Source organism: Thalassospira mesophila, assembly GCF_002115755.1.
GTDB lineage: Bacteria > Pseudomonadota > Alphaproteobacteria > Rhodospirillales > Thalassospiraceae > Thalassospira > Thalassospira mesophila.
Genome location: NZ_JFKA01000004.1, coordinates 215,290 through 240,616 on the forward strand (window position 1 = coordinate 215,290; position 25,327 = coordinate 240,616).

General features: G+C 54.7%; 22 protein-coding genes. 12 read left to right on the forward strand and 10 right to left on the reverse strand.

Annotated elements, in window-relative coordinates:
* Positions 1–103: 103 nt before the first annotated feature.
* On the reverse strand, positions 104–3,688 hold the full coding sequence (locus tag TMES_RS11170; RefSeq protein ID WP_085582469.1) for an AsmA family protein: 3,585 nt from the start codon (positions 3,686–3,688) through the stop codon (positions 104–106).
* A 331-nt stretch (positions 3,689–4,019) separates the two neighbouring features.
* On the opposite strand from TMES_RS11170, the gene TMES_RS11175 reads away from it, so the two are divergent.
* From TMES_RS11175 to TMES_RS11185, 3 genes are all read left to right on the forward strand, one after another.
* Positions 4,020–4,907 (forward strand): DUF2189 domain-containing protein, encoded by an 888-nt coding sequence (locus tag TMES_RS11175; RefSeq protein WP_085582471.1) that lies wholly within the window; start codon positions 4,020–4,022, stop codon positions 4,905–4,907.
* A 169-nt stretch (positions 4,908–5,076) separates the two neighbouring features.
* A complete protein-coding gene (locus tag TMES_RS11180) occupies positions 5,077–5,331 on the forward strand; it encodes a type II toxin-antitoxin system Phd/YefM family antitoxin (protein WP_085582473.1) in 255 nt (84 codons plus the stop codon).
* The gene (locus tag TMES_RS11185; protein ID WP_085582474.1) at positions 5,328–5,579 is read left to right on the forward strand and encodes a Txe/YoeB family addiction module toxin; all 252 of its coding nucleotides are present in this window, start codon (positions 5,328–5,330) and stop codon (positions 5,577–5,579) included. Before TMES_RS11180 ends, TMES_RS11185 begins: the two co-directional genes overlap by 4 nt.
* Before the next feature lie 435 nt (positions 5,580–6,014).
* Here the strand turns inward: TMES_RS11185 and TMES_RS11190 are convergent, their stop codons facing one another.
* Positions 6,015–6,557, reverse strand: coding sequence for an SDR family oxidoreductase (locus tag TMES_RS11190; RefSeq protein WP_085582477.1), 543 nt, complete (start codon positions 6,555–6,557; stop codon positions 6,015–6,017).
* 107 nt (positions 6,558–6,664) lie between these two features.
* Positions 6,665–7,012, reverse strand: a complete 348-nt coding sequence (locus tag TMES_RS11195; protein WP_085582479.1) for an SDR family NAD(P)-dependent oxidoreductase — start codon at positions 7,010–7,012, stop codon at positions 6,665–6,667.
* Positions 7,013–7,112: 100 nt separating this feature from the next.
* Here TMES_RS11195 and TMES_RS11200 point away from each other — a divergent pair, with 100 nt between their 5' ends.
* The 3 genes from TMES_RS11200 (at position 7,113) to TMES_RS11210 (ending at position 9,370) form a co-directional block, all read left to right on the forward strand.
* Positions 7,113–7,505, forward strand: a complete 393-nt coding sequence (locus TMES_RS11200; RefSeq protein ID WP_211275907.1) for a winged helix-turn-helix transcriptional regulator — start codon at positions 7,113–7,115, stop codon at positions 7,503–7,505.
* An 86-nt stretch (positions 7,506–7,591) separates the two neighbouring features.
* Positions 7,592–8,248 (forward strand): HAD-IA family hydrolase, encoded by a 657-nt coding sequence (locus tag TMES_RS11205; protein WP_085582483.1) that lies wholly within the window; start codon positions 7,592–7,594, stop codon positions 8,246–8,248.
* A 225-nt stretch (positions 8,249–8,473) separates the two neighbouring features.
* On the forward strand, positions 8,474–9,370 hold the full coding sequence (locus TMES_RS11210) for an agmatinase (RefSeq protein ID WP_211275908.1): 897 nt from the start codon (positions 8,474–8,476) through the stop codon (positions 9,368–9,370).
* Here TMES_RS11210 and TMES_RS11215 read toward each other — a convergent pair.
* Positions 9,350–10,246, reverse strand: coding sequence for a DMT family transporter (locus TMES_RS11215; RefSeq protein ID WP_158091227.1), 897 nt, complete (start codon positions 10,244–10,246; stop codon positions 9,350–9,352). The genes TMES_RS11210 and TMES_RS11215 overlap by 21 nt on opposite strands.
* Positions 10,247–10,470: 224 nt before the next feature.
* Between TMES_RS11215 and TMES_RS11220 the strand changes: the two genes are divergently transcribed.
* The 3 genes from TMES_RS11220 to TMES_RS11230 are packed head-to-tail and all read left to right on the forward strand — an operon-like array spanning position 10,471 to position 12,708.
* The gene (locus tag TMES_RS11220) at positions 10,471–11,391 is read left to right on the forward strand and encodes a LysR family transcriptional regulator (protein ID WP_085582487.1); all 921 of its coding nucleotides are present in this window, start codon (positions 10,471–10,473) and stop codon (positions 11,389–11,391) included.
* Positions 11,375–12,472, forward strand: a complete 1,098-nt coding sequence (locus tag TMES_RS11225) for a lipid A deacylase LpxR family protein (protein ID WP_085582489.1) — start codon at positions 11,375–11,377, stop codon at positions 12,470–12,472. The genes TMES_RS11220 and TMES_RS11225 overlap by 17 nt, the downstream gene beginning before the upstream one ends.
* A gap of 41 nt (positions 12,473–12,513) precedes the next feature.
* Positions 12,514–12,708, forward strand: coding sequence for a carboxymuconolactone decarboxylase family protein (locus tag TMES_RS11230; protein ID WP_143589627.1), 195 nt, complete (start codon positions 12,514–12,516; stop codon positions 12,706–12,708).
* 276 nt (positions 12,709–12,984) lie between these two features.
* Here TMES_RS11230 and TMES_RS11235 read toward each other — a convergent pair whose 3' ends face one another.
* Positions 12,985–13,950, reverse strand: a complete 966-nt coding sequence (locus tag TMES_RS11235) for a hypothetical protein (protein ID WP_085582493.1) — start codon at positions 13,948–13,950, stop codon at positions 12,985–12,987.
* Positions 13,951–14,225: 275 nt separating this feature from the next.
* Entirely contained in the window at positions 14,226–14,768 is a 543-nt protein-coding gene (locus TMES_RS11240) for a hypothetical protein (protein ID WP_143589628.1), read from the reverse strand.
* Between the two features lie 558 nt (positions 14,769–15,326).
* On the opposite strand from TMES_RS11240, the gene TMES_RS11245 reads away from it, so the two are divergent.
* Positions 15,327–16,565, forward strand: coding sequence for an O-antigen ligase family protein (locus tag TMES_RS11245; RefSeq protein WP_143589629.1), 1,239 nt, complete (start codon positions 15,327–15,329; stop codon positions 16,563–16,565).
* A 147-nt stretch (positions 16,566–16,712) separates the two neighbouring features.
* Here TMES_RS11245 and TMES_RS11250 read toward each other — a convergent pair whose 3' ends face one another.
* Both TMES_RS11250 and betC read right to left on the reverse strand, forming a co-directional pair.
* Positions 16,713–18,116, reverse strand: coding sequence for an FAD-binding oxidoreductase (locus TMES_RS11250; RefSeq protein WP_085582499.1), 1,404 nt, complete (start codon positions 18,114–18,116; stop codon positions 16,713–16,715).
* Between the two features lie 188 nt (positions 18,117–18,304).
* The gene (gene betC, locus TMES_RS11255; protein ID WP_211275909.1) at positions 18,305–19,855 is read right to left on the reverse strand and encodes a choline-sulfatase; all 1,551 of its coding nucleotides are present in this window, start codon (positions 19,853–19,855) and stop codon (positions 18,305–18,307) included.
* A gap of 168 nt (positions 19,856–20,023) precedes the next feature.
* Between betC and TMES_RS11260 the strand changes: the two genes are divergently transcribed.
* On the forward strand, positions 20,024–20,995 hold the full coding sequence (locus tag TMES_RS11260; RefSeq protein ID WP_085582503.1) for a LysR substrate-binding domain-containing protein: 972 nt from the start codon (positions 20,024–20,026) through the stop codon (positions 20,993–20,995).
* A 62-nt stretch (positions 20,996–21,057) separates the two neighbouring features.
* On the opposite strand, the gene TMES_RS11265 is transcribed toward TMES_RS11260, so the two are convergent.
* Complete coding sequence (locus TMES_RS11265; RefSeq protein ID WP_085582858.1) at positions 21,058–21,765, reverse strand: TIGR00266 family protein; 708 nt, start codon at positions 21,763–21,765, stop codon at positions 21,058–21,060.
* A gap of 233 nt (positions 21,766–21,998) precedes the next feature.
* On the opposite strand from TMES_RS11265, the gene TMES_RS11270 reads away from it, so the two are divergent.
* Entirely contained in the window at positions 21,999–23,459 is a 1,461-nt protein-coding gene (locus TMES_RS11270; protein WP_085582505.1) for a branched-chain amino acid ABC transporter permease, read from the forward strand.
* A 68-nt stretch (positions 23,460–23,527) separates the two neighbouring features.
* Here the strand turns inward: TMES_RS11270 and TMES_RS11275 are convergent, their stop codons facing one another.
* Positions 23,528–25,192 carry an FMN-binding glutamate synthase family protein gene (locus tag TMES_RS11275; protein ID WP_211275910.1) on the reverse strand — a complete coding sequence of 555 codons (1,665 nt, stop codon included), beginning with the start codon at positions 25,190–25,192 and terminating at the stop codon, positions 23,528–23,530.
* Positions 25,193–25,327 lie beyond the last annotated feature (135 nt).

Consider the following 25,327-nt stretch of genomic DNA (forward strand, 5'->3'; position numbering starts at 1 on the left):
GCAGTTTTATGAACATGGCCGTAATGCGCCCCTGCCCGAAACACAAAAACGGCCCCGAAACCGGAGCCGTTTTTGCATTTACAATCATCTTCAGGCGTTAAAGTTACCGGCCAAACTGGTTCAACAACCCCTTGAGAACCCCCTTGGCGGCATCCTTGGCCTTGTCGCCACTGGACTGGCTTTCGCTGCTGCTGTCGGAGTTTTTACCACCCAACGCCTTGCCCAGCAGGTTTTCCAGCGTTTTCACCGCAACCTTGTCCATGCGCCCGCTAATCGCGGGATCATCGATTTTGCCTTTGGCATAAACACTGAATGGCGGCAGATCTTCGATTTTTTCGGAAAAATCAAAATCGGCCTCGGTATCCATAATCCATTTGGGCAAATCAATCGTCGCATCGGCATCGGCGGTGCCCACACGCGACGTTGCATCAACCCGCGTGGTTTTGACAATCCCGTTGGTAATTTTCAAATCCGCATCCAGGGTGCGCAAAAGGTCGTTATTGCCAACACCTTCGACCACCATCGCGGCGGGTCCCTGACGCAGCAATGCCTGCAAATCCAGCTTGGGATCAGCCGACCGTTTATCGGCATTGCTAAAGCGAATGTCTTTAAGCGCGAAATTCGCCGTGCCGTTCAAAGCCTTGACCAGCGCCCGTGACGATTTCCCGGTTGCCGTTACCGTAAATTTGGTCCCTGCCCGGCCGGTCACATCATCATTGGCAACGCGGATCGGGAAGACTTTGGCCACATCGGCATTATCAAGGGTGCCGGTCAAATCAAGCTTCGGGGTGTCCTTGCGGGCATCAAACGTGCCGGAAATCGCCAGCGGACCATCGCCCAGTTTGCCGGTCAGTTTATCAATCGTCACCAGCCCCTGATCCATCTTTACCGACAGGTCCGGGTTGATCAGCGAGAAATGATCGTAATCAAGCTGGTCCAGCGTAATGGCAATGGTGCCGTCAATCAAACGCAGGGCTGAAACATCAATCACGTTGTCATCCCACGGCGTGCCATCGCGGGCATCAACACGGGTGAGCAAGGCATTATCAAAGGCTGGCAAAGCCGCCCGGCGCATCCCGGTGCGCGGCACATCAAGCGATGCCTGTTTGGATGCCGGTATAAACGGATCAACCTTTAGCTTGCCGCCTTTCAGGCTGACATCAAGTTTGGTGCGCGCACCTGCGGCATCCATTTTAACCGTGCCGCTGGTTTGAAACGACCCGACGGCCAGCTTGGCAATATTAATGGCAACGTTTTTGGCATTACCATCCACCGTGCCCTGCAATGCCAAACGGCCAAGGTCGCCCGATGGCGTGTAGGTTGGCGCCACCAGCGGCAAGGCGCGGTTCAGGCTGCCGGCCTGTGCGCTGATATCGCCTTTAAGGCCCGGCGCATCGCCCAGCAGGTCTTGCAACTGGCCTTTCAGGGCCACCTGCAGGGTTGAATTTGACAGGCTGGCATCAATATCAGGGCCGGTAATGGCACCGTTCAGCGCCACATCAACCTTCATCGATTTATAATTCGCCGCCGGGGCCGGTAAGGTAATCCCGGTCAGCTTTACCAGCGGCCGCAAATCTTTTGCCGTTACACCCAGTTTCAGGTTTTTAAATTCCGGCACATCCTTTTCGCCCAGAAATGCCCCGCTACCCTGAAGCGACATGCCTGCCGCATCGGCGACAGCAAGGTTTTTAAGGGTGATGTTGCCACCGCGCAGGCTGCCTTCAACCGAAATGCCGCGAATGGCAACGCCCGATGAAATAACTTCATCCACGCCAATACGGTAATTCGCGGCCAGGCCATTTAACGGTGCAAATGCATCGTGAATGGTTTTAACCAGATCCTGCCTGGCTGTTTTGTCGGTGCTGGCAACGTCCGCGCCAGAAGCACCCGCGGCGGTGCCTCCGTTTGCACCGTCCGCGGCGGCCGGTTTTGCCGCCGATGACGCTGCCGAGCTTGCCCCGATATATTGATCAAGATTGATTTTATCGAGCTTCAAACCAATACCAAGGGCTGGCAAACCTTCGCTATCGAGATTGGCAACAATCGCCCCGCGAACGGCGGTGTCGTCCAGGCGCATATCGACGTTATTAATGCTGATCTGGTCCGGTGTGCCTTTTAACCCGCCGGTCAGCGAGAAGCGGCGCAAGCGATCGGCGCGCACACCTTCCACATCCACACCCAGCCAGCGCATAACAGCCCGGATATTTTCCGACGCAATTTCATAACGCAAATCGGCACTGACCTGCGGTTTCGCCCCGGAAATAGAGCCAAAGACCTGCAAATCGGTACCGCCGGGCAAGCCCGCCGAAACTTCGTTAAGCGTGATTTTACTATTCGCGATACCGGCATTGATCCGGGCATTGTGGATTGGGGTCTGATTATAAATCAGGCTTTCCACTTCCAGATCAATCGATCCGGTCAGATCAGCGGGAATAAGCGGTGCCGTGCTGGCACTTGCGACATCATTTTTGCGCCCCTGCGAGGGAATGGATTGCCCGTTGGGTTTAACCGCATCGGGCACATTGGCAGCAGTATCAGCCGCCGGTTTTTCACCCGCAGCACCCGTTGCCGCATCCTTGTGCCCGCCCGATGCACTGGCCAGCGCCATAATTGCATCAAGGTCAAGCTGGTTAAAACGCAGAGCCAAATCGGCCTTCATTTTGGGTTCGGTCGCAACCGAAAGCGCACCCGAACCCCGGGTTTCACCAAACCGCACCGCCAGATCATTGACCGTTACGGCCTTGGCATTGGCGGCCAGTTTGCCCGACAGGTCAAATTCCTTGGCGGCAATATCGGGGATATCGGCATCGTCACCGGCAATGCGCTGGGCGGCCTTGCGCAAATCGTCGAACTTGCCGTTAATTTCACCGTTAAAATCCGGGGCTGCGCCGGAAAGGTCAATCTGCCCGCCAACATCAATGCCGCCATCAACTTCATCAATACCCAAACGAACCGAAACCGGGAACGGTTTGCTCTGGCTGATTTCGCCAAGATTAAGTTTGAAGGTCATCGGGATGCCGCGATAAAAAACATAGCCTTCCCCGGTGGCCGGGCCATTCAGGCTGTCGGCTTCAACGCTCAGGGTCAGGCCCTCGATCCGCTCTTCGGTGCCCGGGGCGCGGTAAATAATCGTGGCATTTTCAATCGACAGGCTGTCAACCCGAACCGAACTGGCAAGCGAGCTTTCGCCGTTATCGGCTGCGGGTGCGGGTGCATCCTGCGGGGTGCCTGACCGCGCAACGGGCTGGTCTTCGGGGTTATTGATTGTGCCGGCTTGCGGGCCGTGGCCTTCGGCATCCTTGGGATCAAAAACAAGGTTGTTGCTGCCATCGGCAAAGGTTTCAATCGAAACAACCGGGTCAATCAAACGAACCTCGGTCACCTGGATATTGCCGGTCAGAAGCGGCATCAGGGCAACGGAAACCTGCACTTCCTTGACCGTGACCATGTTTTCATCGGTCGCACCATCAACATTGCCCAAAACCGCGTCTTCCACCGAAAGCGCGGGAAACGGCAGCAATGAAAGCGACAAATCGCCGCGCAATTCAAGATTGCGTCCTGTGGCTTCGTTTACGGCTGTTGTCACCTCGGACTTATAGCTGTTCCAGTCGATCAGCGACGGAATAACCAGCAAGGCAACAATGATCACCACCACAAGGGCGCCAATGACAGCGAGTATCTTTTTCAAAGCTTCAGCTCCGCTTTCTTTTTGCGCGCGATCTGCCGGGTAGCTCCCAACAGAAATTTCCCCATAGAACCATTATCATACAGGCCCTGATTTGCATTGCAGCAGAAAATGGCAATCTTTTGGTTGTTAAATTTTCCAGCCTGCCCCGGTGATGCCAGCGCAGCTCTATCACCGGTTTATAACGCCATGCTGGAAAAACCATCAATAGGTGCTAATATAAGCACAGAATAAAAACAAAACACCCCCGGATCATCGCCCGTGATGATTTGGCAGGACAGTCAGGGTTGTATCTGCTGTTGCGATGACCGCTTCGGCGCAGGGAGGATTTATAATGACTGATACAACAGCTCCACACACAGCAACCCCGCATGCACCGACCCCCGCGACCCCGCATGCCACCCCCGATGCATCCAAAACAGCCCACAACACCCAGCGCGGCATTACCATTCGGGATGTTACCAGTGACCAGTCTGGCAAATGGCTTGAAGCAGGCTGGCGCGATTTCAAACGCACCCCGGCCATTGGCCTTGCCTATGGCGCGTTTTGTGTTGTCGCCGGTTATGTGATTTTGCTCAGCCTGTTTCAGGCGGGTCAGCCTTATCTGACCTTGCCGCTAGGTGCCGGCTTTATGCTGATTGCGCCGCTTTTGGCGGTTGGCCTTTATGAAACCAGCCGCCGCCTTGAAATGGGCGAAAATGTTACCCTGTGGCACAGTTTGAACGGATTTCGCCGCAATCCCGGCCAGTTAGGGGCCATCGGCGTTATTTTAATGCTGTTTTTTTTGTTGTGGTCACGGGTGGCAATGTTGCTGTTCGCGCTGTTTTACAATGGCGATGTCCCGCCGCTTGACACCCTGATCTGGCAAACCTTTTTCAGCCGCGATGCGATGGGGTTTCTAATTACGGGTTCCATCATAGGCGGCGGTTTTGCCATTATGGCCTTTGCCATCTCGCTGGTTTCGATCCCGCTTCTGGTTGACCGCGACATTGATGTCATCACCGCCCTTACCCTTAGCGTAACCGCCTTTCGCCGTAACTGGCGCGTCCTTATCGGCTGGGCCGCTGCCCTTGCGGTTCTGGCCGCCTGTGGCATGGTGGTGTTTTTACTTGGCCTGGCCGTTGTTATGCCTCTTTTGGGCCACGCCAGCTGGCACGCCTATCGCGGTTTGATCGACACCACAAACGCCGACGCCCCGCGCCTGCGCCGCGTGGTGCCATAACCCGTTAATGGCGTCGTTCCGCGCACAAGTAAGGCCGCCTCTCAAACAGGCAGCCTTACTTGTTTGTTAAAACCTGCCTGTCTGTTCCAATGTTAATTGGTCATGTGCCCGGTTAACGATTTGTACAACATGACGTACATTATCCTTCAATCAGACAAGGACGAAAATCATGCACGTTTTAACATACAGTCGGGCGCGACAGAATTTCGCCGATCTAATGAAAACAGCCAATACCGATCACACACCGATTCACATCACCCAAAAATCTGGCGATGATGTTGTGATTATCAGCAAGGCCGATTTCGATTCCATGCTGGAAACCATGCATTTGCTTTCCAGCCCCCAAAATGCACAGCGCCTTAACACCGCAATTGCCGAACTCGAAGCGGACAAAGGCATTGAGCGCCCCCTGATTGAAGAATGAAACTGATCTGGAGCGAAAATGCCTGGGACGATTATCTGTACTGGCAGAGCAATGACAAAAAAATGGTCACGCGGATCAACGATCGGATCTGGGAAATCAAGCGCACGCCGTATACAGGCACCGGGAAACCAGAGCCCTTGCGACACAACTGGACCGAATACTGGTCTCGCCGGATCAGCCTGACCGACAGGCTGGTTTATAAACACACAGAGAGCGCCATCTATATTGCCCAGACGCGGTATCATTAATAACGCTGCTCTGCCGCATATATATTCGGAGTTCCGGCAATGCCCCGGGCATCCGTCTTTTAAAACACCAAAACCCAGACAACAGGTTTACCAAAGGATGTCGCATTTCCGCAGGGGACTAAAAGGGGGGCTAAAAGGGGACTAAAGGCGATCCCGCCGCTGGCCATTTCGGCGAAATTCGCTGTGTTCTGGAAGCCACAAGCAAGGTCACTGCTCCCTATGACCTTATGATCGCGGGGCACGCACGCCGCCGCAGGCTACATTGCTCACAAACAACACCAAACAGTTTAACCGGGTCGAAGGTCTGCGGACCGGGTTAAGCCAAACACATCCATCGAAATTATTAAAGAAGACCACCCGGCGAAGGGTAGCCTTCCGTGCTTTCATCTGGACGGGGCAATTCCCCCGCGGGTTTTATTGCCAGCCAGCCCCCGGTCAGACCTGCGCCATACCGCCGTCAACACATAACTCTGCGCCAACGATAAAGCTTGCCTCGTCGCTTGCGAGGAATAGCGCGGCACTGGCAACTTCTTCCGGGCGGCCAAGGCGACCGGCGGGGATCAGGCGGGTCAGGGACTGACGAACATCGTTAGAAACAGCAGCAAACATCGCCGTATCAATTGGCCCGGGGCTGACGACGTTAACCCGAATGCCCCTGGGGGCCAGTTCATGGGCCCAGGTCCGGGCGAAGGCGCGTATGGCGGCCTTGCTGGCCCCATAGGTGCCATACCCAACAGTGCCAATCATACCGGCAATCGACCCGATCAGCACAATCGAGCCCCCTTGTGGCATCAGCGGTACGGCGGCTTGTGCCGCGAAAATCGGCGCGCGAACATTAGAGCATATTTCCTTTAATAAGACCCATTCTGCCCGCGCATTTTGCTGCTCGGCAAGGAGAAGTCGGCAGGGCGTAACGGGGTTACTGACAAGGATTTCGACGTAGCCGAGCAGCAAAATGCGCAGGCCCGGAGGGTTCAATTTTGACGGCGTTTGACGGCGTTACACCGCTTGCCCGATGCGCCGCATCGCGCGACGCGCTGTGCCTTGCCAAACGGCACGTCAAAATTAAACAAAATGGGTCTTATTTAAAGGAAACATGCTCTAAGCCCGAAGGTACGATCAAAATGATCTTCCGTAATCGTCTCAAGTTCAGAACATTCTGACATTCCCGCATTGATCACGAGAATATCAAGCACGCCAAATTGTTTTCCAATATTGGCAACCAATGCTGAAATTTGGGCAGGATTGGCCGCATCGGCAACCGCCCCTTGCCCCGCCGTGCCAAGTTTGGCGACGGCCGCGTCCAGTTCGTTTTGGCGACGCCCGGTGATAATCACCGAGGCACCTTCAACGGCAAAACGCTCGGCAATCTTTAAACCAATGCCGCTGGCACCGCCAACGATCAACGCTGTTTTTCCGGTCAACCTGTCCATCAGAAATCTCCTTTTGTGATGATGGACGGAAAGATATATATTGTATATCTACGGTCAATAATGCACTTGATATAGCGTAGATATAGAGGAGTATACCGGCGTGCCAGATGATGCAGATAAAGCAGACGATATCGACATCGACACCAGCCTGATTAACGTTCATCAGACGCGCCCGGTACTGGAGCAAATTGCCAATAAATGGTCGGTCCTGATTCTGACCGTGCTTTGCCCCAAGCCAGCCCGATTTAACCAGCTTATGCGGCGGCTGGACGGCATTACCCACAAGGCATTGGCCGATGCCCTAAAACGGCTTGAACGTAATGGCCTTGTCCAACGCCAGGTTCTGCCAACCACGCCGATCGGGGTTGAATATTCGATCACCCCGCTGGGCCTGTCGCTCAAAACACCGTTCGAAGCCCTTTATGACTGGGCACTCACCCATGGTCCGACGCTGAAAAATGCCCAAATCGCCTATGACGAAAGCAAAGCGTAGCGAAAAACCGGTGACATTGCCCTATGAAGCACCGGTTCCCGATACCAACACCCAACACCCAACAAGCCCCAGCACGAGGTAACAACATGCATGACCGCCGCTTTGCAGCCTTCCTGTTTGACATGGATGGCACCATCATCAACAGCATTGAAGTCGCGATTGATGCGTGGCGCAAATGGGCCTGTCGGCATGGTCTTGATGCCGACGAAGTCACACAGGCGATGCATGGTGTGCGCGCCGCCGAAACCATCGCCCGGTTTGCCCCGGCGGGAACCGATATTGACCATGAAGTGGCCCTGCTGACCGACGCGGAATTTGCCGCCGTTGACAAAATCAAAGCCATTGCCGGGGCCCGGTTGTTTTTAACCGCCCTGCCGCATGACCGCTGGGCAATTGTCACGTCATCGCCGCGCCGTTTGGCCCTTCAACGCATCACCGCAGCCGGTCTGCCAATGCCAAAGGTTCTGATTACCGCCGAGGATGTTATTGCGGGCAAACCGGCACCCGATTGTTTTATCGCGGCGGCAAACAGGCTGGAGGTTGAAATTTCCGACTGTCTGGTATGGGAAGATGCCCCGGCAGGCATTGCCGCTGGCAAAGCCGCGGGGGCCACCGTCATGATTGTAACGGCAACACATGCCAACCCTGCCACCAATGCGGGCGCTACCATTGTTGATTATCAAAACCTTGCCTGCAAAATCGGCCCCGACGGGACGTTGATGCTCAAACAGATCGGGCGCTAAAAACACGGGGCGCGTTTTTGCCGGTTTGTTGTACTTAACAAATTCCGGTTGGTTGCCCACAGCCGCATGTCATCGCGATAACGCCCTAATTCCAGATACAGGAAATTTCAATGCCGCCAAAATCCGATCATAAAACCGTCCCTGCCAAATCAGGGACTGCACATCCGGCCCCTCAGGAAATTTCCACCGCACTTTCCTTTCTTGGCTTTCCGGACCGCTTGGGCGATGGCAGCACCCCCCCGTGCCGTAATCTTTGGGGCCGGTCACGGTAGCACTTATCCGGGCAAGGACAGCAGCGGTTATGCCCTGGCCGCCGATGCCATCCGGCTGGCAAGTCAGGAGGATGCGCCCCTGATCGAGCATTGGGATTTTGATCTGGGTGGTCCGCTGTTTGACGGCAAGCCGGGCTGTTGCATTGATATTGGCAACGTTCCAACCACCCTGCATGACAATGCGGACAACCGCCGCCAGATTGAGGCGAAAACCCGTGAAATTCTGGCGATGTCGGCTGTGCCAATTTTGCTGGGTGGCGATGATTCCCTGCCCATTCCGTTCCTTGGCGGCTTTGCCGGTCACGGGCCGGTCTGGATTTTGCAAATCGACGCCCACATTGACTGGCGCGACGCATTGCACGGCGAACGTTATGGTTATTCAAGCCCAATGCGCCGGGTCAGCGAAATGCCTCACATTGCCGGGATGGTGCAAGTTGGCCTGCGCGGTGTAGGCAGTGCACGAACAACTGAAATTGAAGCTGCACAGCGATTTGGCAGCCAACTTGTCACCGCCCAAATGATACATAGCCAAGGTGTCGAAGCCGCGTTGCGCCATATCCCGAAAAGCGCACAGGTTGTGATCACGCTGGACTGTGACGGCCTTGATCCCGCGATCATGCCAGGTGTAGCCGCCCGAACACCCGGCGGCCTTGGCTATACACAGGTCATCGACCTGATTGCGGGTGTTGGCGCGCGGGCAAAGATTGCGGGATGCGACATTGTCGAGCTGTACCCGCCCGCCGATATTGACGGCATTTCAGCCCTGACAGCAGCACGCCTGCTGGTCAACATGATTGGCACCATCAAACCCGATAGCACGATGACACCGTCACGCATCCGCAGCACCTGATGCAGGTTTTTTATGCCCCGGTCGTACCAGAAACGTGCCCAGCACAACACAGCCCAGCGTGATCAGCAGTTCGGGGCGTAATGCCTCGTTAAACAGAGCGACACCGCCAATCAGGGTGGTTAGCGCCATAATATAGCCGATCTGGCTTAGATAAACCGGGCCAGCCACCCGTTGCAGTTCGAAATGGCACATATACATGAGCGCGGCGACAACGATTTGAACGCCAATAATACCCCAGATATAGCCCTGATCGGGTGACGGTATCATCAGGCGGTCGCGCATCATTTCGAACCCTAGGCAATAAACCGCACTTGCCAGCATCATGCCCGCGGCCAGCGGTATCGGGTTGGCCCCAACCGGCCAGTCCGCCGTGCGGTAAACATTGCCCATCGCCAGACTAACGGGAATAATTGCCGCAATCAGCAAATACACCAACAGGGTGTTATCGGGGGCAGACAGTTGCGGCAGATATAGAAACAGCACGCCAACAAACCCGGCCATCAGGCCCAGCATCCGTCCGAACCGGGCACGTTCCAGCCCCACACACATAGATAGCAAATACGTCATCAAGGGCGGCATTGCGGTAAAAATGCCCGCCAATGCCGCACCAATATGCGGCACCATGAAATAGCCAACACCCATCGGCACCGCCAGACTGACCAGGCCTGCAACGAAATAATAACGCAGATAACGCGGTGCCATCGATGGCAGATCGCGCCGCAGCGCCGAAATGCCCAGCAAAACCCCACCCGCGCCAAGGCACTGCCAAAACAGATAGGATAAAGGCGTTAACCCGGCCCCCACCGCCAGCTTGGCAAGCAAGATGGAGGTTCCACCCAAAACACCTGCGCCCAACAGCAATAATAACGCCTTCATAACCAGCCTTTCGGTTCTGGCATTGGCCCTTTGCCCCGTGCCACAGGCGCGCATCCTGTCGGTTTACATTTTTCCGACTGTTCGCACGATTTTGCGGGAACCAATGCCTGTCAGGATCCTTTTGATAACGGGCAGATTATCACAGCGATTTTTGCGGATCGTGCCGTGTTTTTGCCCCAATTTATTTCCAATATGGAAATAATAACGGGGATTTTAGGGACCAAATGGACAGATTACGCGGATTGGAATGTTTTCGCAAAATTGCCGAACGTGGCAGTTTTGCTGCTGCTGCGCGCGATTTAAACATGTCGCCGGGTGCCATTACCAAACAAATCAATGCTCTGGAAGACATGCTGGGCGTGCAACTTATTGCGCGTACCACCCGGCGCCTGAGCCTGACCGAGGCCGGTGAAACCTACCTTTCGCGCATTGCGGCTATTTTAGATGACATGGATGATGCCAACGAAACCGTGCGCGATTTGGGCCATGGCCCGCGTGGCTGTGTGCGTATTGCCGCCCCCACATCTTTCGGGGTGTTAAAACTGGCCCCGGTCATTGGCCGTTTGCTAAACGCCCACCCCGACCTGTCGGTTGATCTGGTGTTAGATGACCGCTTTAGCGATATTATCGATGAAGGTTTTGATATTGCCTTGCGCGTCAGCGAGACATTGGCCGATTCATCGTTAATGGCGCGGCGCATTTGCAGCTATTCGCGGGTGCTGGTTGCAAGCCCGGCGTATCTGGCAAAAAACGGCCCCGTTTCCACCCCCCATGACCTTTTGGCCCATGACTGCATTATCTTTAGCAGTGCCCAACGGACAGGGTTGTGGCATTTCACCAATCCGGTTGATGGTGATGAGCTGGCCGTCGAGGTTTCCGGGCGCTACCGGGTCAACAGCAGCCTTGCCATGCGCGATGTGCTGGTAGAAGGTAGTGGCATTACCCTGACACCGCGTCTGGTGGTCGAAGACCTGATTGCGCGGGGAGATCTGGTTTGCCTGCTGGCAGAATATTTGCCGCGCAGCCTTAATCTTTTTGCGTTAAGTGCGCCGCATCGGCACAAACTTCGTAAAATTCGCACCGTTACCGATTTTCTGGCAAATGAACTTCGTATGGAAAACCGCGATCATGCTCCAAATAACTAATTTGCGTGCCCAATCCGCGCTGGCGACCCTTTTTTGCGCCACAGCCATTGTTAGCGGTGTTACTGCCCTTCCGGCGATGGCCCAGGAAAACACCGCCAAAGGCCCCCAGTCCCAACGCACCCCGGACGATAAATGGGGGGTTTCGTTATCGGTTGAAAACGACCTGTTTGTCGAAAACAATCAGGACCGGCATTTTACCAATGGCGTGCGGCTGGCCTTTATTTCGCCGGAAGACAGCGCGCCTGCTGATTTTTTAAATGTTGCCAAGGAAATTCCGTTTTTTGCCTCGAACGGGCGTATTCGCACCAGCTATGCGCTGGGGCAAAGCATGTATACCCCCAGCGACATCACCATTGCCGAAAACCAGCCCAATGACCGCCCCTGGGCCGGGTATTTATATGGCAGCCTTGGCTTGCTGTCCGATACCGGGCTTGGCTATGAAGGGCACGAGGATTACGCCCGGATTGACACGCTGGAACTGACACTGGGCGTTGTTGGCCCGGCATCCTTAACCGAGCAAAGCCAGAAATTTGTCCATAAACTGATCGACAGCCCCGAACCCAAAGGCTGGGACAACCAGATCAAGAACGAACCGATCATTGGGCTGTCCTATGAACGCAAATATCGCGGCTGGGCCAAACAGGAAGTATTGGGCGTAGAAGCCGATTTAACCCCAAGTGCCGGTTTTACGCTCGGCAATGGCTTTACCAATGCCGAAGTTGGGGCAATGGCCCGTGTCGGCTTTGATTTACCCGCCGATTACGGCCCCCCGCGCATTCGCCCCAGTCTGCCCGGATCGGACTTTTTTAAACCCGATACCGATGGCATCCCGCTTAGCGGGTATTTGTTCGCCGGTGTGGTGGGTCGGGCCGTGGCGCGCGACATCACAATGGATGGCAACACATTTGCCGATAGTAATTCGGTCGATAAAAAGCCGCTGGTCGGTGATTTGCAGGTGGGCTTTGCCGTGATTGTTGGTCAGGCCCGCATTACCTACACCCATGTGTACCGGACCAAGGAATTTTACGGCCAAAACGGCTCGGATCAGTTTGGCGCATTGTCGGTTTCCATGCGGTTTTAACTGCGAACAAACGGCTTGACCTAAAGCGCGCTCTAAGCGCCATGGGCACCGCCACCCCGCAATTAAAGGTCCATATCGTAGCGGGTCTTAATGTCGGGCTAACCCGCGACGAAATAATTGAAATACTGATACAAATGGCGATTTATGCCGGGTTTCCCGCCGCCTTGAATGGCCTGTTTACCGCAAAGGATGTTTTTGCCGATCATGATATGACCGCCAGAAAAGAAAACTTTTAAGCAAACAAGGTTTGAACAAAACATCCGATCAGAACAGCACCATACGACATCCGATGCTGCGCCCGATAAAACATAGAATGCCCGATCATTATTGTCATTAATGCGGGCACCATCCCGGCAAATGACGTTGTTAAATATAGTGCTATGCATCTGGCTACGCGATTCACACGCAGAAACAGCATGGTCAAAAAATAATCCCTTCGGGAAGATACCCGAAGGGATTATGGCATAATCGAACGTGAAACCGACAGCGACCTAATATAAAGGAAAGATCAGTTAGTTAGGGCTGGCGTTCTGTGACTCGTTAATCACAACTTCGACGTTTTCATCCTGACCATCATTGGTGTTGTCCACCGAGGCCTGGGTTGTCTGGTTTGCAGCCGTCTGAACCTCCGCAGTATTAACGTTATTTGCGGTGGAAACCTGTGCAACAATCGCCGCACTTTGCGCCGGTGCAGCCGCAACCGCTGCCGTGGTAATTGCAGCAGCCTGTGTCGGAGCGGCCGTTGCAGCGGCCTTGGCGACGGCGGCAGCTTGTGACGGGTTGGTTCTAACCGCTGCTGCCGTAATATCGGCAGCACGCGTCGGGGCGGCGGTTACGGCAGACTGCGTGATTGCCGCAAGCATATCGGGAGCGGAGGTTGCTGCTGCCGATGTGATATTTCCCGCCTGCTCAGGAGCCGTTGCCGTTGCCGCAGCAACGACAGTAACCACAATTTCCCCGGTCTGGTCATTGACCACAACATTACCGCCCGTCGCAACGGCAACAGCTGTCGTCGTGATCGTTGCAGCGGCAGCGGGGTTGCGTTTTATGGCGCGCGACGTCGCTTCTGCAGCGGCTTCTTTGCTAAGACCACCTGTGCTACCTTGTCTTGCTTGCATAATCTCCTGGACAGCCAAAGCAAGTGCAGCAGGATCGTCTGCCGCATTATTAATGATCGCTATTTCGTCACTGGTCAGCACACTGCCAGTCGCACCGGAATTGTTGTCATTGCTGGCAACAGCGACCGCAACGCCAATTGCGGCGGCCGCCGCGATGCCGACAGCAAGTGCCCCGACCGACAACCCGCCAGCAGCAGCACCACCTGCGGCACCCGCACCAGCAGCAGCAGCGCCACCTGTCGAACCGAAACCTGCACCGATACTACTACCAGCGGCCTGCGCCCACACAGGTGAGGTGTTTACGGCAACAAGGCTTCCGGAAAGTGCTGCAATCACGGCAAATTTCAACAACCGTTTCATTGGTCGGGTCCCCATATCAGAATAAAAATAAGTCGCGATAACAGAAGATAAAAAATCTTGTTTAATAGTAGCGGAAAATACGAAAACGGCAATCAATTAAACATGCAATCGTCCAGGAAAACGCAAAATCCGAAAACCCCGTCAGATTTATCGCCCGATAACATATTTACGCCGGGGGTTGTTGATCAACGCCATACCATATTCTGGTTCTGACAATATTTAATGCCCCGCATCATGGTTTGAATAATTACACACGAAAAAGCACCCGGAACGGCTCATTTTTTATTTAAAAACGCCACGAAACGGGTAAACCGGTGCATGTCGCCGCCAGCAAGTGACCTGATAACAAGAGTTGCAGCACGAGGATCGCGCTTTGCCAACGCGGCCAGGTCGCGGCGTTCAAGCGTTTCGATCCAGCGCACTTTTTCCGCGACTGTTCGTTGGTCGTCTTCGGAAAGTTGGTCCCAAAGAATTGCTGCAAACCCGATTTGTTGAATGGCAAGCGCTCTTTCATACGGCCCCGTCATCAGCGACATCGACAATGCCTGTGCTGCCGTCCCGTCCTGCTGCCCATTGGTTTTTAACCTGATCTGGCACAGGCGCACCCAGGAAAACGGATCCATCGGCGAGTAGGCAATGGCGTTCTCAAATGCATTTTCGGCCGCAGACAGGTGGTTTTCTTTTTCACTTTCATCGGCGGAACGTGCAGCGAGAACCAGTTCGACATTCCCGATACGGGTTTCGACTTCTCTTTCGTCCACCCAACTGGCGACACGACGCAAGGTTTCCCTTAGCTTCAGAATGTCTTCATCTGTCATTGCCGGGTTTGTAATTTGCGCGTAAGCGGGTTTTGAAACTGCCAGCAATATCGAGGAGAAAGTCCGTGGAACGGCAAGCCAGATCAGAAGAACCGCGCCTGCAAACCCGATCAGGGCAGGCAGCCGACGCAAAATGATACGTTTCATTTCTTACTTGCCCGAAGTGTAATCATTATGAAGTGTAATCATTATAACGAGTTTTCTCATAACCATAGTCATCATCGCCGTATCTGGAATGCTTTTTTTCGTTCATCTGTGTGCGCACAGTGCCGATAAGACCATAGGGAATTTAACATTTTCCGGTATTGCGACTTGATGGATCTTTGTAACCATGGATATACCACAAGGTAAGCACGCGGCTATGAAAAGGGTGGGGACGTGAAAACAGTGCGCCGGTTTGTATTTTTCGGATTGCTGGCTCTGATCGCGTTAGCGCCATTGCCTTATGGCTCAAACCGGCCGTGGGCGTGGTCGATACTTTCGCTTTGGGTGGGCATACTCGTCTTGCTTGATGCCATTGTGGCATTTGCGGACCCGGTTCAGGGCGAAAGGCGGTTTATGCGCCGCATTGCCATTCCGGCAATTCTTTTTATTCCGGTTGTTATCTGGATTCTTGTTCAGGCAAGCCCGAATATATGGCCCCTGGCAACACATCCGATTTGGGCAGAAACGGCGGCACAGCTTGGCCGCAACACGGGTGCCTATATTTCCATTGATCCGGAACTTACGCGAAATGCGTTGATGGTTTTGCTTGCCTATGCCGGTGTCTTCTGGCTTGCCGTGCGATACGGCCGGGACCGCGAGAACGCGATAACGATATTAAAATTTTTCGTTATTATTTCAATTTCTTACGCCGCATATGGCTTGATTGTTTTTTTCGCCGGTTGGAAAAACATCTTGTGGATTCCCAAAAGTGCCTATTTGGGGGATTTAACAAGCACATTTATTAACAGAAACAGCTACGCAACCTTTGCAGGTTTTGGTGTCGTGGCGTCGGTTGTTTTGTTGATTAAGGTGCTGGGCACCGGCGCGGAAAGACAAATCTCAATCCGAACGGCTTTAAGAAACTTTCTTGGAAAAAGAATGTCGATCTTATTGCTGCCGATTATCGGTATCCTTATTTGCAGCACGGCCGTGCTTTTAACACATTCCAGGGCCGGTGCCGCCTGCATGTTTACCGCTGTTATCGTCGCAATATTTGGCATGAGATTAACCGCAACACCAAGTTTAACCGGCTTTGCCGCACGTTACGCCGTCATCGGCATCGCTGTGACGGGTGTGTTTATTTACGTGTTAAGCGGCGATGTGACCGAAAACCGGTTTGCCGGTGTTGATTCGGACGCCGCCATTCGCATGGCCGTATATGAACCGACATATAATGCCATATTAACAGCGGCCGACACCGGATACGGCTATGGGTCTTTTGAACCCGGATTTCGTATTTTTAAAAGCCGCAAGATTGCCGGGGTAAGCTGGGATCATGCACATGATAGCTATCTGGAAATCTTTTTTGGTCTGGGCGTGCCCGGCGCCCTGATATTGTTGGCATGTTTGGTGATGGTGGGGCTCCATCTCATTAACGGGATACGCACCAGAAAGCGCGACCAGATTTTTCCAATTCTGGCAATCGCAATCCTTATCCAGATCGCGTTGCATTCCCTGGTCGATTTCAGCATTCAAATGCCAGCTGTCGGCATCGTATTATTTTGTTTAATCGGGGTAGGATGGGCACAGTCATTTTCGTCCATGCGATATAACGCGAATACCAAAGGGAAAGAAATGCCCCTCAACACGTGACAGACATTAACCAGACCAGACGCGCTGTGCCGCGGATTTGAACCACACCGTCCCAAATATTGCGGTGGATCACCGTCATCGAGTATATCGCAAAACGCCGCCAGACATGACATCGGGCGGCGTTTTTTTTGCGACGCAGGCGGCGACTTAAGCGCCCGGGATCAGTTTGCCGGGATTCATCAGCCCTTTGGGGTCAATCGCATTTTTAATCGCCCGCATCACGGCAATGGTATCGGGGCCGTGTTCGGCCTCCATAAAGGCCAGTTTGCCATAGCCAATGCCATGTTCGCCCGTGCAGGTGCCGCCCATCCGCAAGGACCGCATCACCATGCGTTCGTGCAAACGGTGCGCTTCGGCCACTTCTTCGGGTTTATCGGCATCAAGCAAAATCAGGGTATGGAAATTGCCATCGCCAACATGGCCGACCATGGTGCAGGTCAGGATCGAAGCATCACAATCTTCGCGGGTTTCCATAATCGCTTCGGCCAGCCGTGAAATCGGCACGCAAACATCGGTCGACATGCCGCGTTTTCCCGGTTCAAGCTGCAAGGCGGCATAATAGGCCTTGTGCCGGGCCGCCCATAACTTGGTGCGATCTTCGGCACGGGTCGCCCACTGGAAGCCCTCGCCGCCAAATTCCTCGGCAACAGACTGAACAAATTCCGCCTGTTCTTTCACCCCGGCTTCGGTGCCGTGAAATTCAAAAAACAGGGTCGGTTTTTCTTCATAGGTCATTTTCGAATAGGCATTAACCGCACGAATTTGCAGCGCATCCAGCAGCTCAATCCGCGCCACCGGAATACCGGCCTGAATGGTCATGATTGTGGTATTGACCGCGGCCTCAACCGAGGGAAAGGCACACACCGCCGCCGAAATCGCCTCAGGGATGCCATACAGCTTCAAACCGATTTCAGTAATAACCCCCAGCGTCCCTTCGGAGCCGACAAACAACCGGGTCAGATCATAGCCTGCCGACGATTTACGCGCCCGATGCGCAGTCTTGATAATTTTGCCATCCGGCGTCACCACGGTGACCGACAAAACATTGTCGCGCATGGTACCATAGCGCACCGCATTGGTGCCCGAGGCACGGGTCGCCGTCATGCCGCCAATGGAGGCATTCGCCCCTGGATCAATCGGGAAAAACAACCCGGTATCGCGCAAATGTTCGTTAAGCTGTTCGCGGGTTACGCCCGCCTGCACCCGGCAATCAAGGTCTTCGTTATGGACTTCCAAAATCTGGTCCATTCTCGACACATCAATGCAAATACCGCCTTTTAGCGCGGCAACATGCCCTTCAAGCGACGATCCAATGCCAAAAGGAATGATCGGCACATTGTCCGCCGCACACAGCTTGACCGTTTCGGCGACGTCTTGGGTTGATGTCGCAAAAACCACGGCATCGGGCGGCGATGCATCGTGCCAGCCTTCATCCTTGCCATGATGATCAAGAACGGCCTGGGCCGTAGAAACGCGATCACCGAATTTTTCGCGCAGGGTTTCAATCAGGCTGGCCGGCACCGCGACCCGTTCATAATGATGATCCGACATGACGTTCCTCGTAAATCTGTATTGGGGCAAGTTTCCCTGCCCGGAATTTTGGCTACCCTACGACGGGAAGATCAAAATTGGTATTACCTTTTAGCCGCTCAACGTAAAAAACCGCCCACGCAAACGCGGGCGGTTCATATCGATCCGGCACATTCAAACAGCCCGCGAAACGACGGGGCCCGCCAGAATTAACCGGCTGGTTTGCGGTCGTAAAACCCCGGCACATCAAGGCGGGCGTCGGTCTCAACGTCATCCAGGTCTTTATGATTGCGCATATATAATTTGGATGTATCGCGGATCGGCTGGTGATCCCAGTGGGTGATGCGGCCCTGTGTCAGGGCTTCATACACCAGTTTGCGGCGTTTCTGGCTGTTGATCACTTTTTTGCGGAAGGTTTCCAGATCCCAGTTTTCGGCCAGCTCGGCGCGAAATGCATCGCGAATGTCGCCGTGTTTGGCATCGTTGATCAAATCGCACAATTCGTCGGGGTCGTTGGTCAAATCAAACAGCATGTCGGGATCAGATTGCGAGGCGACATATTTATAGGCCCCGCGACGGATCATGATGATCGGCGACAAGGCCCCCTCGCCGCAATATTCGCCAATCACTTCGTCATGGCCGCCATCACCGGTGATATGCGGCATCAGGCTGCGGCCATCAATCGGTTCTGCCGGGGCGGGGACTTTATCATCGCCAACCAGATCGCGCAGGGTGGGTAAAATATCGATCAGGGAAACTGATTTTGAAACCCGTTTTTGCCCCTTTGCACCGGGAAAAGCAAAAAACAGCGGCACCCGGGCCGAGGGTTCATACCACGACATTTTATACCACATGCCGCGTTCGCCCAGCATATCGCCGTGATCGCCACTAAAGATCACCAGCGTATTATCCGCCATGCCGGTTTCACGCAGGGTGCGCATTAACGACCCGATCAGGCAATCCACATAGCTGATCGAGGCATAATAGGCCCGGCGTGCCTTTAATACGTCCTCGTCCGTTACCGGTTGCTGATCCAGATTATAAACATGGCGCAAGCGTTGCGAATGCGGGTCGAGATCTTCGGGGGCCATCTTTACATGTGGCGGGTCAATTTTTACCCCGTCATACATATTCCAAAACTCGGGCCGCGCGTTATAGGGGTCGTGCGGGTGGGTGAACGAAACCGTGAGGAAAAACGGCCGGTCATCATGGCGTTTGTCACGCGCAACATCATAAAGATAACGCCGGGCCTCAAACACCGTTTCATCGTCAAAATCAAGCTGGTTGGAGCGATAAACCGGCCCGGCCTGCGTGACAGACCCCATATTGTGATACCATGTGGGGCGGTCTGTCACGTTGTCCCAGTCGCAATACCAGCCATAATCGGCGGGGTAAATATCGGCCGTTAATCGGTCTTCATAGCCATGCAACTGGTCCGCCCCGCAAAAATGCATTTTACCGGCCAATGCCGTGCGATACCCGGCATGGCGCACATAATGGGCCAGGGTTGGAATGTCGGATGCCAGATCGGATGCATTGTCATAGGCTTCAATTCGGCCCGGCAACTGGCCGGTCATCAAACAAAAACGCGACGGCGCGCAAAGCGGGCTGTTGGTATAGGCTGAATCAAATACCACCGCGTTCTCTGCCAGCGCATCCAGATTGGGGGTTTTTACCACCTTGTGCCCATATAGCGGCATGCAGCGCGCGGCAAGCTGATCGGCCATGACAAACAGAATATTCATTGGCTTTGACGACATCGCGACCTTATCCCCCTGATTATATGTGTGAAAACTCCGCCAAAGGGTGTGCGTGGTCCAAAACCTGCGACATGGCCCGGCGGCATCATGATGCTGGCTTGTTTCACATTTGAATTATTCTTGTGAAGACCGCTTGTAATCATCCCTGATATCAATAAAATTGATGGCATGAGATATGGCAACATCCCCTCTCCGCACGCGTTGATCGCGTTCGAGGCCGCTGCGCGTTGCGGCAGTTTTACCCGTGCCGCACAGGAACTGGGCATTGGCCAGCCCGCCATCAGCCATCAGGTTACGTTACTGGAAGAACAGCTTAACCAGCCGCTGTTTCGCCGCCTGCATCGCGGGGTGGCCCTGACCGGGGCCGGGCAGGAACTGTTTGATAGCGTGACAACCGCGCTTGGCCATATTGACCAGACGGTGGAAAATATCCGCACCCGGCGCAGTTCACGCATCAGTGTTGGCACCGACTTTGCCTTTGCATCCTTTATCCTGATGCCGCATCTGGCCGATTTCACCACCCGTTTCCCTGATATCGAGGTTAATGTGGTCACCAACCAGACCGGGCGATTTGGCATGGATGAAAATATCGATATCGAACTGTCTTTCGGCCATTGCGGGCCGGGGGGCATTTTGCTGCTGGCCGAACAGGTGGCCCCGGTTTGCAGCCCCGATTTTCTCGCCCGGCACGGCTTTGCCCAAACGCCCGATGCATTATGCAAAATGCCGTTACTACATCTGGACAGTGAAATTGAAAATCGCTGGTTTAACTGGGAAAGCTGGCTGCGGGCGGCAGGATACCCCCCCACCGCCCCGCTCAGCGGGCATCGCTTTAACACCTATCTGCTGGTGCTATCGGCGGCTGTTTCCGGGCAGGGTGTTGCCTTGGGCTGGACGGCATTGTTGCAGCACCATTTTCAAAACGGCCAACTGGTGCTGGCCAGCCCCGCCACCCTGTCATCAGATCGCGGATATGTTTTAACATCGCGCGCCGCCCCCCACCGGCAAAGTCAAGTCACCGCCTTTGCCAACTGGGCGCGCGATATTATTGCGCGTGATAACATTCCCGGTGGCACCGAAACCACCACCAGCCTTGATGCGGCCTTTGGTCAGCCCCATGCCCTGGAAAACCAGCCGTAAAACAACGGCATTTTCGGAGGCACCTCTCTCGTGCCCCACTTCAAACCGGGGCTGACAAACCCCTAGCCCTTATTGCGATCCTTGGGCAGGGCAGCGGCAATCCGGTCGGCCAGCCGCGAAAACGGCAGGCTTTGCAACCACACCGTTCCCGGCCCTTCCAGCGTTGTCACAAACAGGCCTTCGCCGCCAAACAGGGCATTGCGAAACCCGCCGACAAAATCGATCGAATAATCGACATTATCGGTCAGGGCCACCAGCGACCCGGTATCGACCCGCATTTTTTGCCCCGGCTCCAAATCCTTGCGCACAATGGTGCCACCGGCATGCACAAACACCATGCCATCCCCGCTTAGGCGTTGCAGGATAAACCCTTCGCCCCCAAACAGCCCGGCCCCCAACCGTTTGGAAAAGGCGATATCAATATCGACCCCGGCAGCCGCGCACAAAAACCCGTCTTTCTGGCATAAAACCTGCCCGCCAAAATCGCGCAGGTTAATGTCAATCACCTTGCCGGGATAGGGGGCGGCAAAGGCAACATGGCCCTTGCCCACCCCTTCAAACACAAAACTGGTGATGAAAAAACTTTCGCCGGTCAGCATGCGTTTGAAACCCGAAAACATCCCGCCACCGGTATTGGTCTGCATGGAAATATCGGCCCCCATATACATCATGGCGCCGGCCTCGGCGCGCACGCCCTCGCCTGGATCCAGCTCGATCTCAACCAGTTGCATTTCGCTGCCAATGATTTTGTAATCAATAATGTCTGCCACGGGTTTTCCTTTGCTTTTCATCGGACGGGCTTCGGGGGTGGAAACTGCCACACCAGCATGCCCCGAGCGTGCCCCTAGACATGCCGCCGATATTGGATATCAGGGCACTATAATCAAAAACAAACGGCAAAGCAGGGCAATATTGTGACCATTCCGAACCTGCCCTTGCCATAGCCCTTTGACAATTCACGTAAAACTTGCACTATGTCCTACCCAAACATACAGGGTGAAAAATGGGGCGGGGATGGTCGATCAGGGGCTGGCATATTTTGCTGGGGCTATTGTTGCCTCTGCTTTTGGCCGGGTGCGAAAAACAGGATTTTTATAAATTCAATATTTGCCGCCTTGCCCTGCCCGGCGTTGAAAATAGCGGGTTACGCTTTCATCTTCTCACCGCGCCCGACATCAACCCATCTGCCGATACCATCACCCTGATTTATCAAATCCTGCCCGACAGCGTGCCTTATTTTGGCGATAATGACGGGGCGATTTCCGATAATCTGCCGCTGGCCGGTGAAGGCCCCCCTGCCTTTGCGCATAGCATAACCTGCCAGTTTGCCCCGGCAAAAACACCCGGTTTACGTGTTCCCCTTATCGGCATTACGACATCACGTTTTGGCCCCCTGCCCGACAGCCAGCTGGCCCTGCTTGACCGTTTCTGGATCAACCGGGTCGGGCCAAGCGCCTTGGCGTTTTTTGACGATGCCAGCCGCACCGCCACCCTGCCCAACGTTGCCGATATTGGCCACGATGCGGCCTTTGCCGCACAGCTCACCTTATCGGGTCTGTCACGCGGGGCGGTTTATGCCTTGCTGGCCCTGCCCTTTACCCTGATTTACGGCCTGATTGGCCGCATCAACCTTGCCTTTGGCGAAATGCTGATGGTGGGTGCGGTCGCCGCTATGGTGGCCAGTCTGGCCGTTTATGGCGGTATTGGCTGGCATATTACGTTCATTGTTATCTGTGCGGTGCTTGCCGCCATGGCCTATGGCGCCGGGCTGGGGCTTTTATCGTGGCGCTGGGTGTTTGGGCCGCTGGGCCGGGGGCGCGCCAATGGGCAGGCAATGATCGTGGCATCGCTGGGTTGTGCGTTGGTTATTCAGGAATTTGTGCGCATTGCATGGTCTGCACGCAATTTTAACCTGCCACCAATCTGGCAATTCAACGTGCCACTGGTACGCGGCGGGTCCTTCATCGTCACTCTCGACGGGTTCGACATTCTGGCCCTTCTGCTTGCCGGGGCAACCTGCATCATTTTGCAGGGATTAATGCATAAAACCGCCTTTGGCCGCGCCTGGCACGCCATCAGCCAGGACCGCTTTGCCGCCGCCCTGTGCGGGGTGCGCCTGCACAAGGTTGAAGCCCAAACCTTTGCCCTGGCCGGAATGTTATGCGGTATTGCCGGGGCCATCCTTGCACTGCGCTATGGCGTGATCAATTTTCACTCCGGCACCCTGTTCGGCTTCAAGGCCCTGACCGCCGCCGTGCTGGGCGGGATCGGCATGGTTCGGGGCGCGTGGCTGGGGGGAATATTGCTGGGCCTTTTAGAATCACTCTGGACCGGCTATTTCGGCGATCCGTACCGCGACGCCGCCGTTTTTGGCTTGCTGGCACTGGTGCTGATTTTAAAGCCCGAAGGACTTTTGGGTGTTAACAGCAAAAACGACAGTTTGCTGGCAGCCCGTACATCATAATTGCCCAGCATTTTCGGGGCAGGCCGCAAAACCCCCACCCCGATTTCCGCTACAGGCCCCGTGCAAAATCAGGTGCCAAGCGCCATTGGACGCCGTTTAAACGGACCAAACGGAATTTCTCGCGCAGCAAAGGTTTCGGCCGAAGCCCGGTCCCAGCGGCTGTGCCAGTCCGAAAGCTCCGGAATTTCGGGGCCAGATACCAGAAAACCTTCTGGCAAATAGGGATAAACCTCGTTCCCGTCGCGAAACTCGTTGTCTTTTTGCCGGAACATGAAGTGATAGGGCATAAAATCGCGCGGGTCGCGCAAGCCAGCCGCGCCGGTGATTTCGGCAAGGGCATGCAGGGTATTGTTGTGGAAACGTGCCACACGGTCGCTTTTGTCACCCACATCAATGGCACGCTGGCGCATCGGGTCTTGTGTGGCGATGCCAACCGGGCATTTATTGGTATGGCATGATTGCGCCTGAATACAGCCCAGCGCAAACATGAAACCACGCGCCGCATTGCACCAGTCTGCGCCCAGCGCAAAGGTTTGGGCAATATCAAACGCCGAAACGATTTTACCCGCCGCGCCAATTTTGATCTGATCACGAATACCCGCCCCGCGCAGGGCATTATGCACAAAGGTCAGTCCTTCATGCATGGGCATGCCAACGCGGTTCACAAACTCCACCGGGGCGGCGCCGGTGCCACCTTCCTTGCCGTCAACCACAATAAAATCGGGCACAATGCCGGTTTTCAGCATCGCTTTAATCATGCACATAAATTCACGGCGATGCCCAATGCACAGCTTGAAGCCAACCGGCTTGCCGCCCGAAAGATCGCGCAGCTTGCCAATAAATTCCATCAGGCCGACCGGCGTGGAAAAGGTGCTGTGGGCTGCAGGTGAAACGCAATCAATCCCCATCGGGATGCCCCGCGCCTCGGAAATTTCCTCGGTGATTTTGGCCGCAGGCAACAAACCGCCATGGCCGGGTTTTGCCCCCTGGCTTAGCTTCACCTCGATCATTTTAACCTGGGGGTCGACCGCGGTTTCGGCGAATTTCTCGGGCGAAAAACTGCCATCATCATTGCGGCAGCCAAAATACCCCGACGCGACCTGATAAATCAGATCGCCCCCACCCTGGCGGTGATAACGGCTGATGCTGCCTTCGCCGGTATCATGGGCAAAGCCGCCTTTTTTTGCCCCGCTATTTAACGCCAATATGGCATTGCCCGAAAGCGAGCCAAAGCTCATGGCGGAAATATTATAAAGGCTGGCATCGTAGGGTTGTTTGCATTGTGGCCCGCCGACCTGAACGCGAAAATCAGTTCCGACAATTGCCGTTGGTGTGACTGAATGGGTCAGCCAGGCATAGCCCGAACTATACACATCCTCGATTGTACCAAAGGGGCGCTTGTCTTCAACGCCCTTGGCGCGCTGATACACCAGCCCCCGGTCCTGTCGGCTGAACGGCAATTTGTCGTGATCGCCTTCGATCATATATTGGCGAATTTCCGGGCGGAAACTTTCCAGAATAAACCGGATATGCCCGCTGACCGGATAATTGCGCAAAATGGCGTGTTTGTTCTGCCGAATGTCATACCAGCCCACCAGCATCAACCCGCCAAATATCACAGCAGGCAGCCACAGCCACGCGCCGAGAAAAGGCACACACACAACCGATACAATCGCAAGAAGCGTCACGCAGGCAAGAACCGCGTAACGTTGATACTGGATTAGAAATTTCAATGTGAGCCTGTCCTGTCGAATGAAGCGGGAAAAAGGGTGGCGCAATCAGTTGCCGTACCAGACAAATGTAACCATTACATCCATCTCAGCAAGCCTTGACTGCCAAGACCAATTACAGTCTGCGCAAAGAAACTG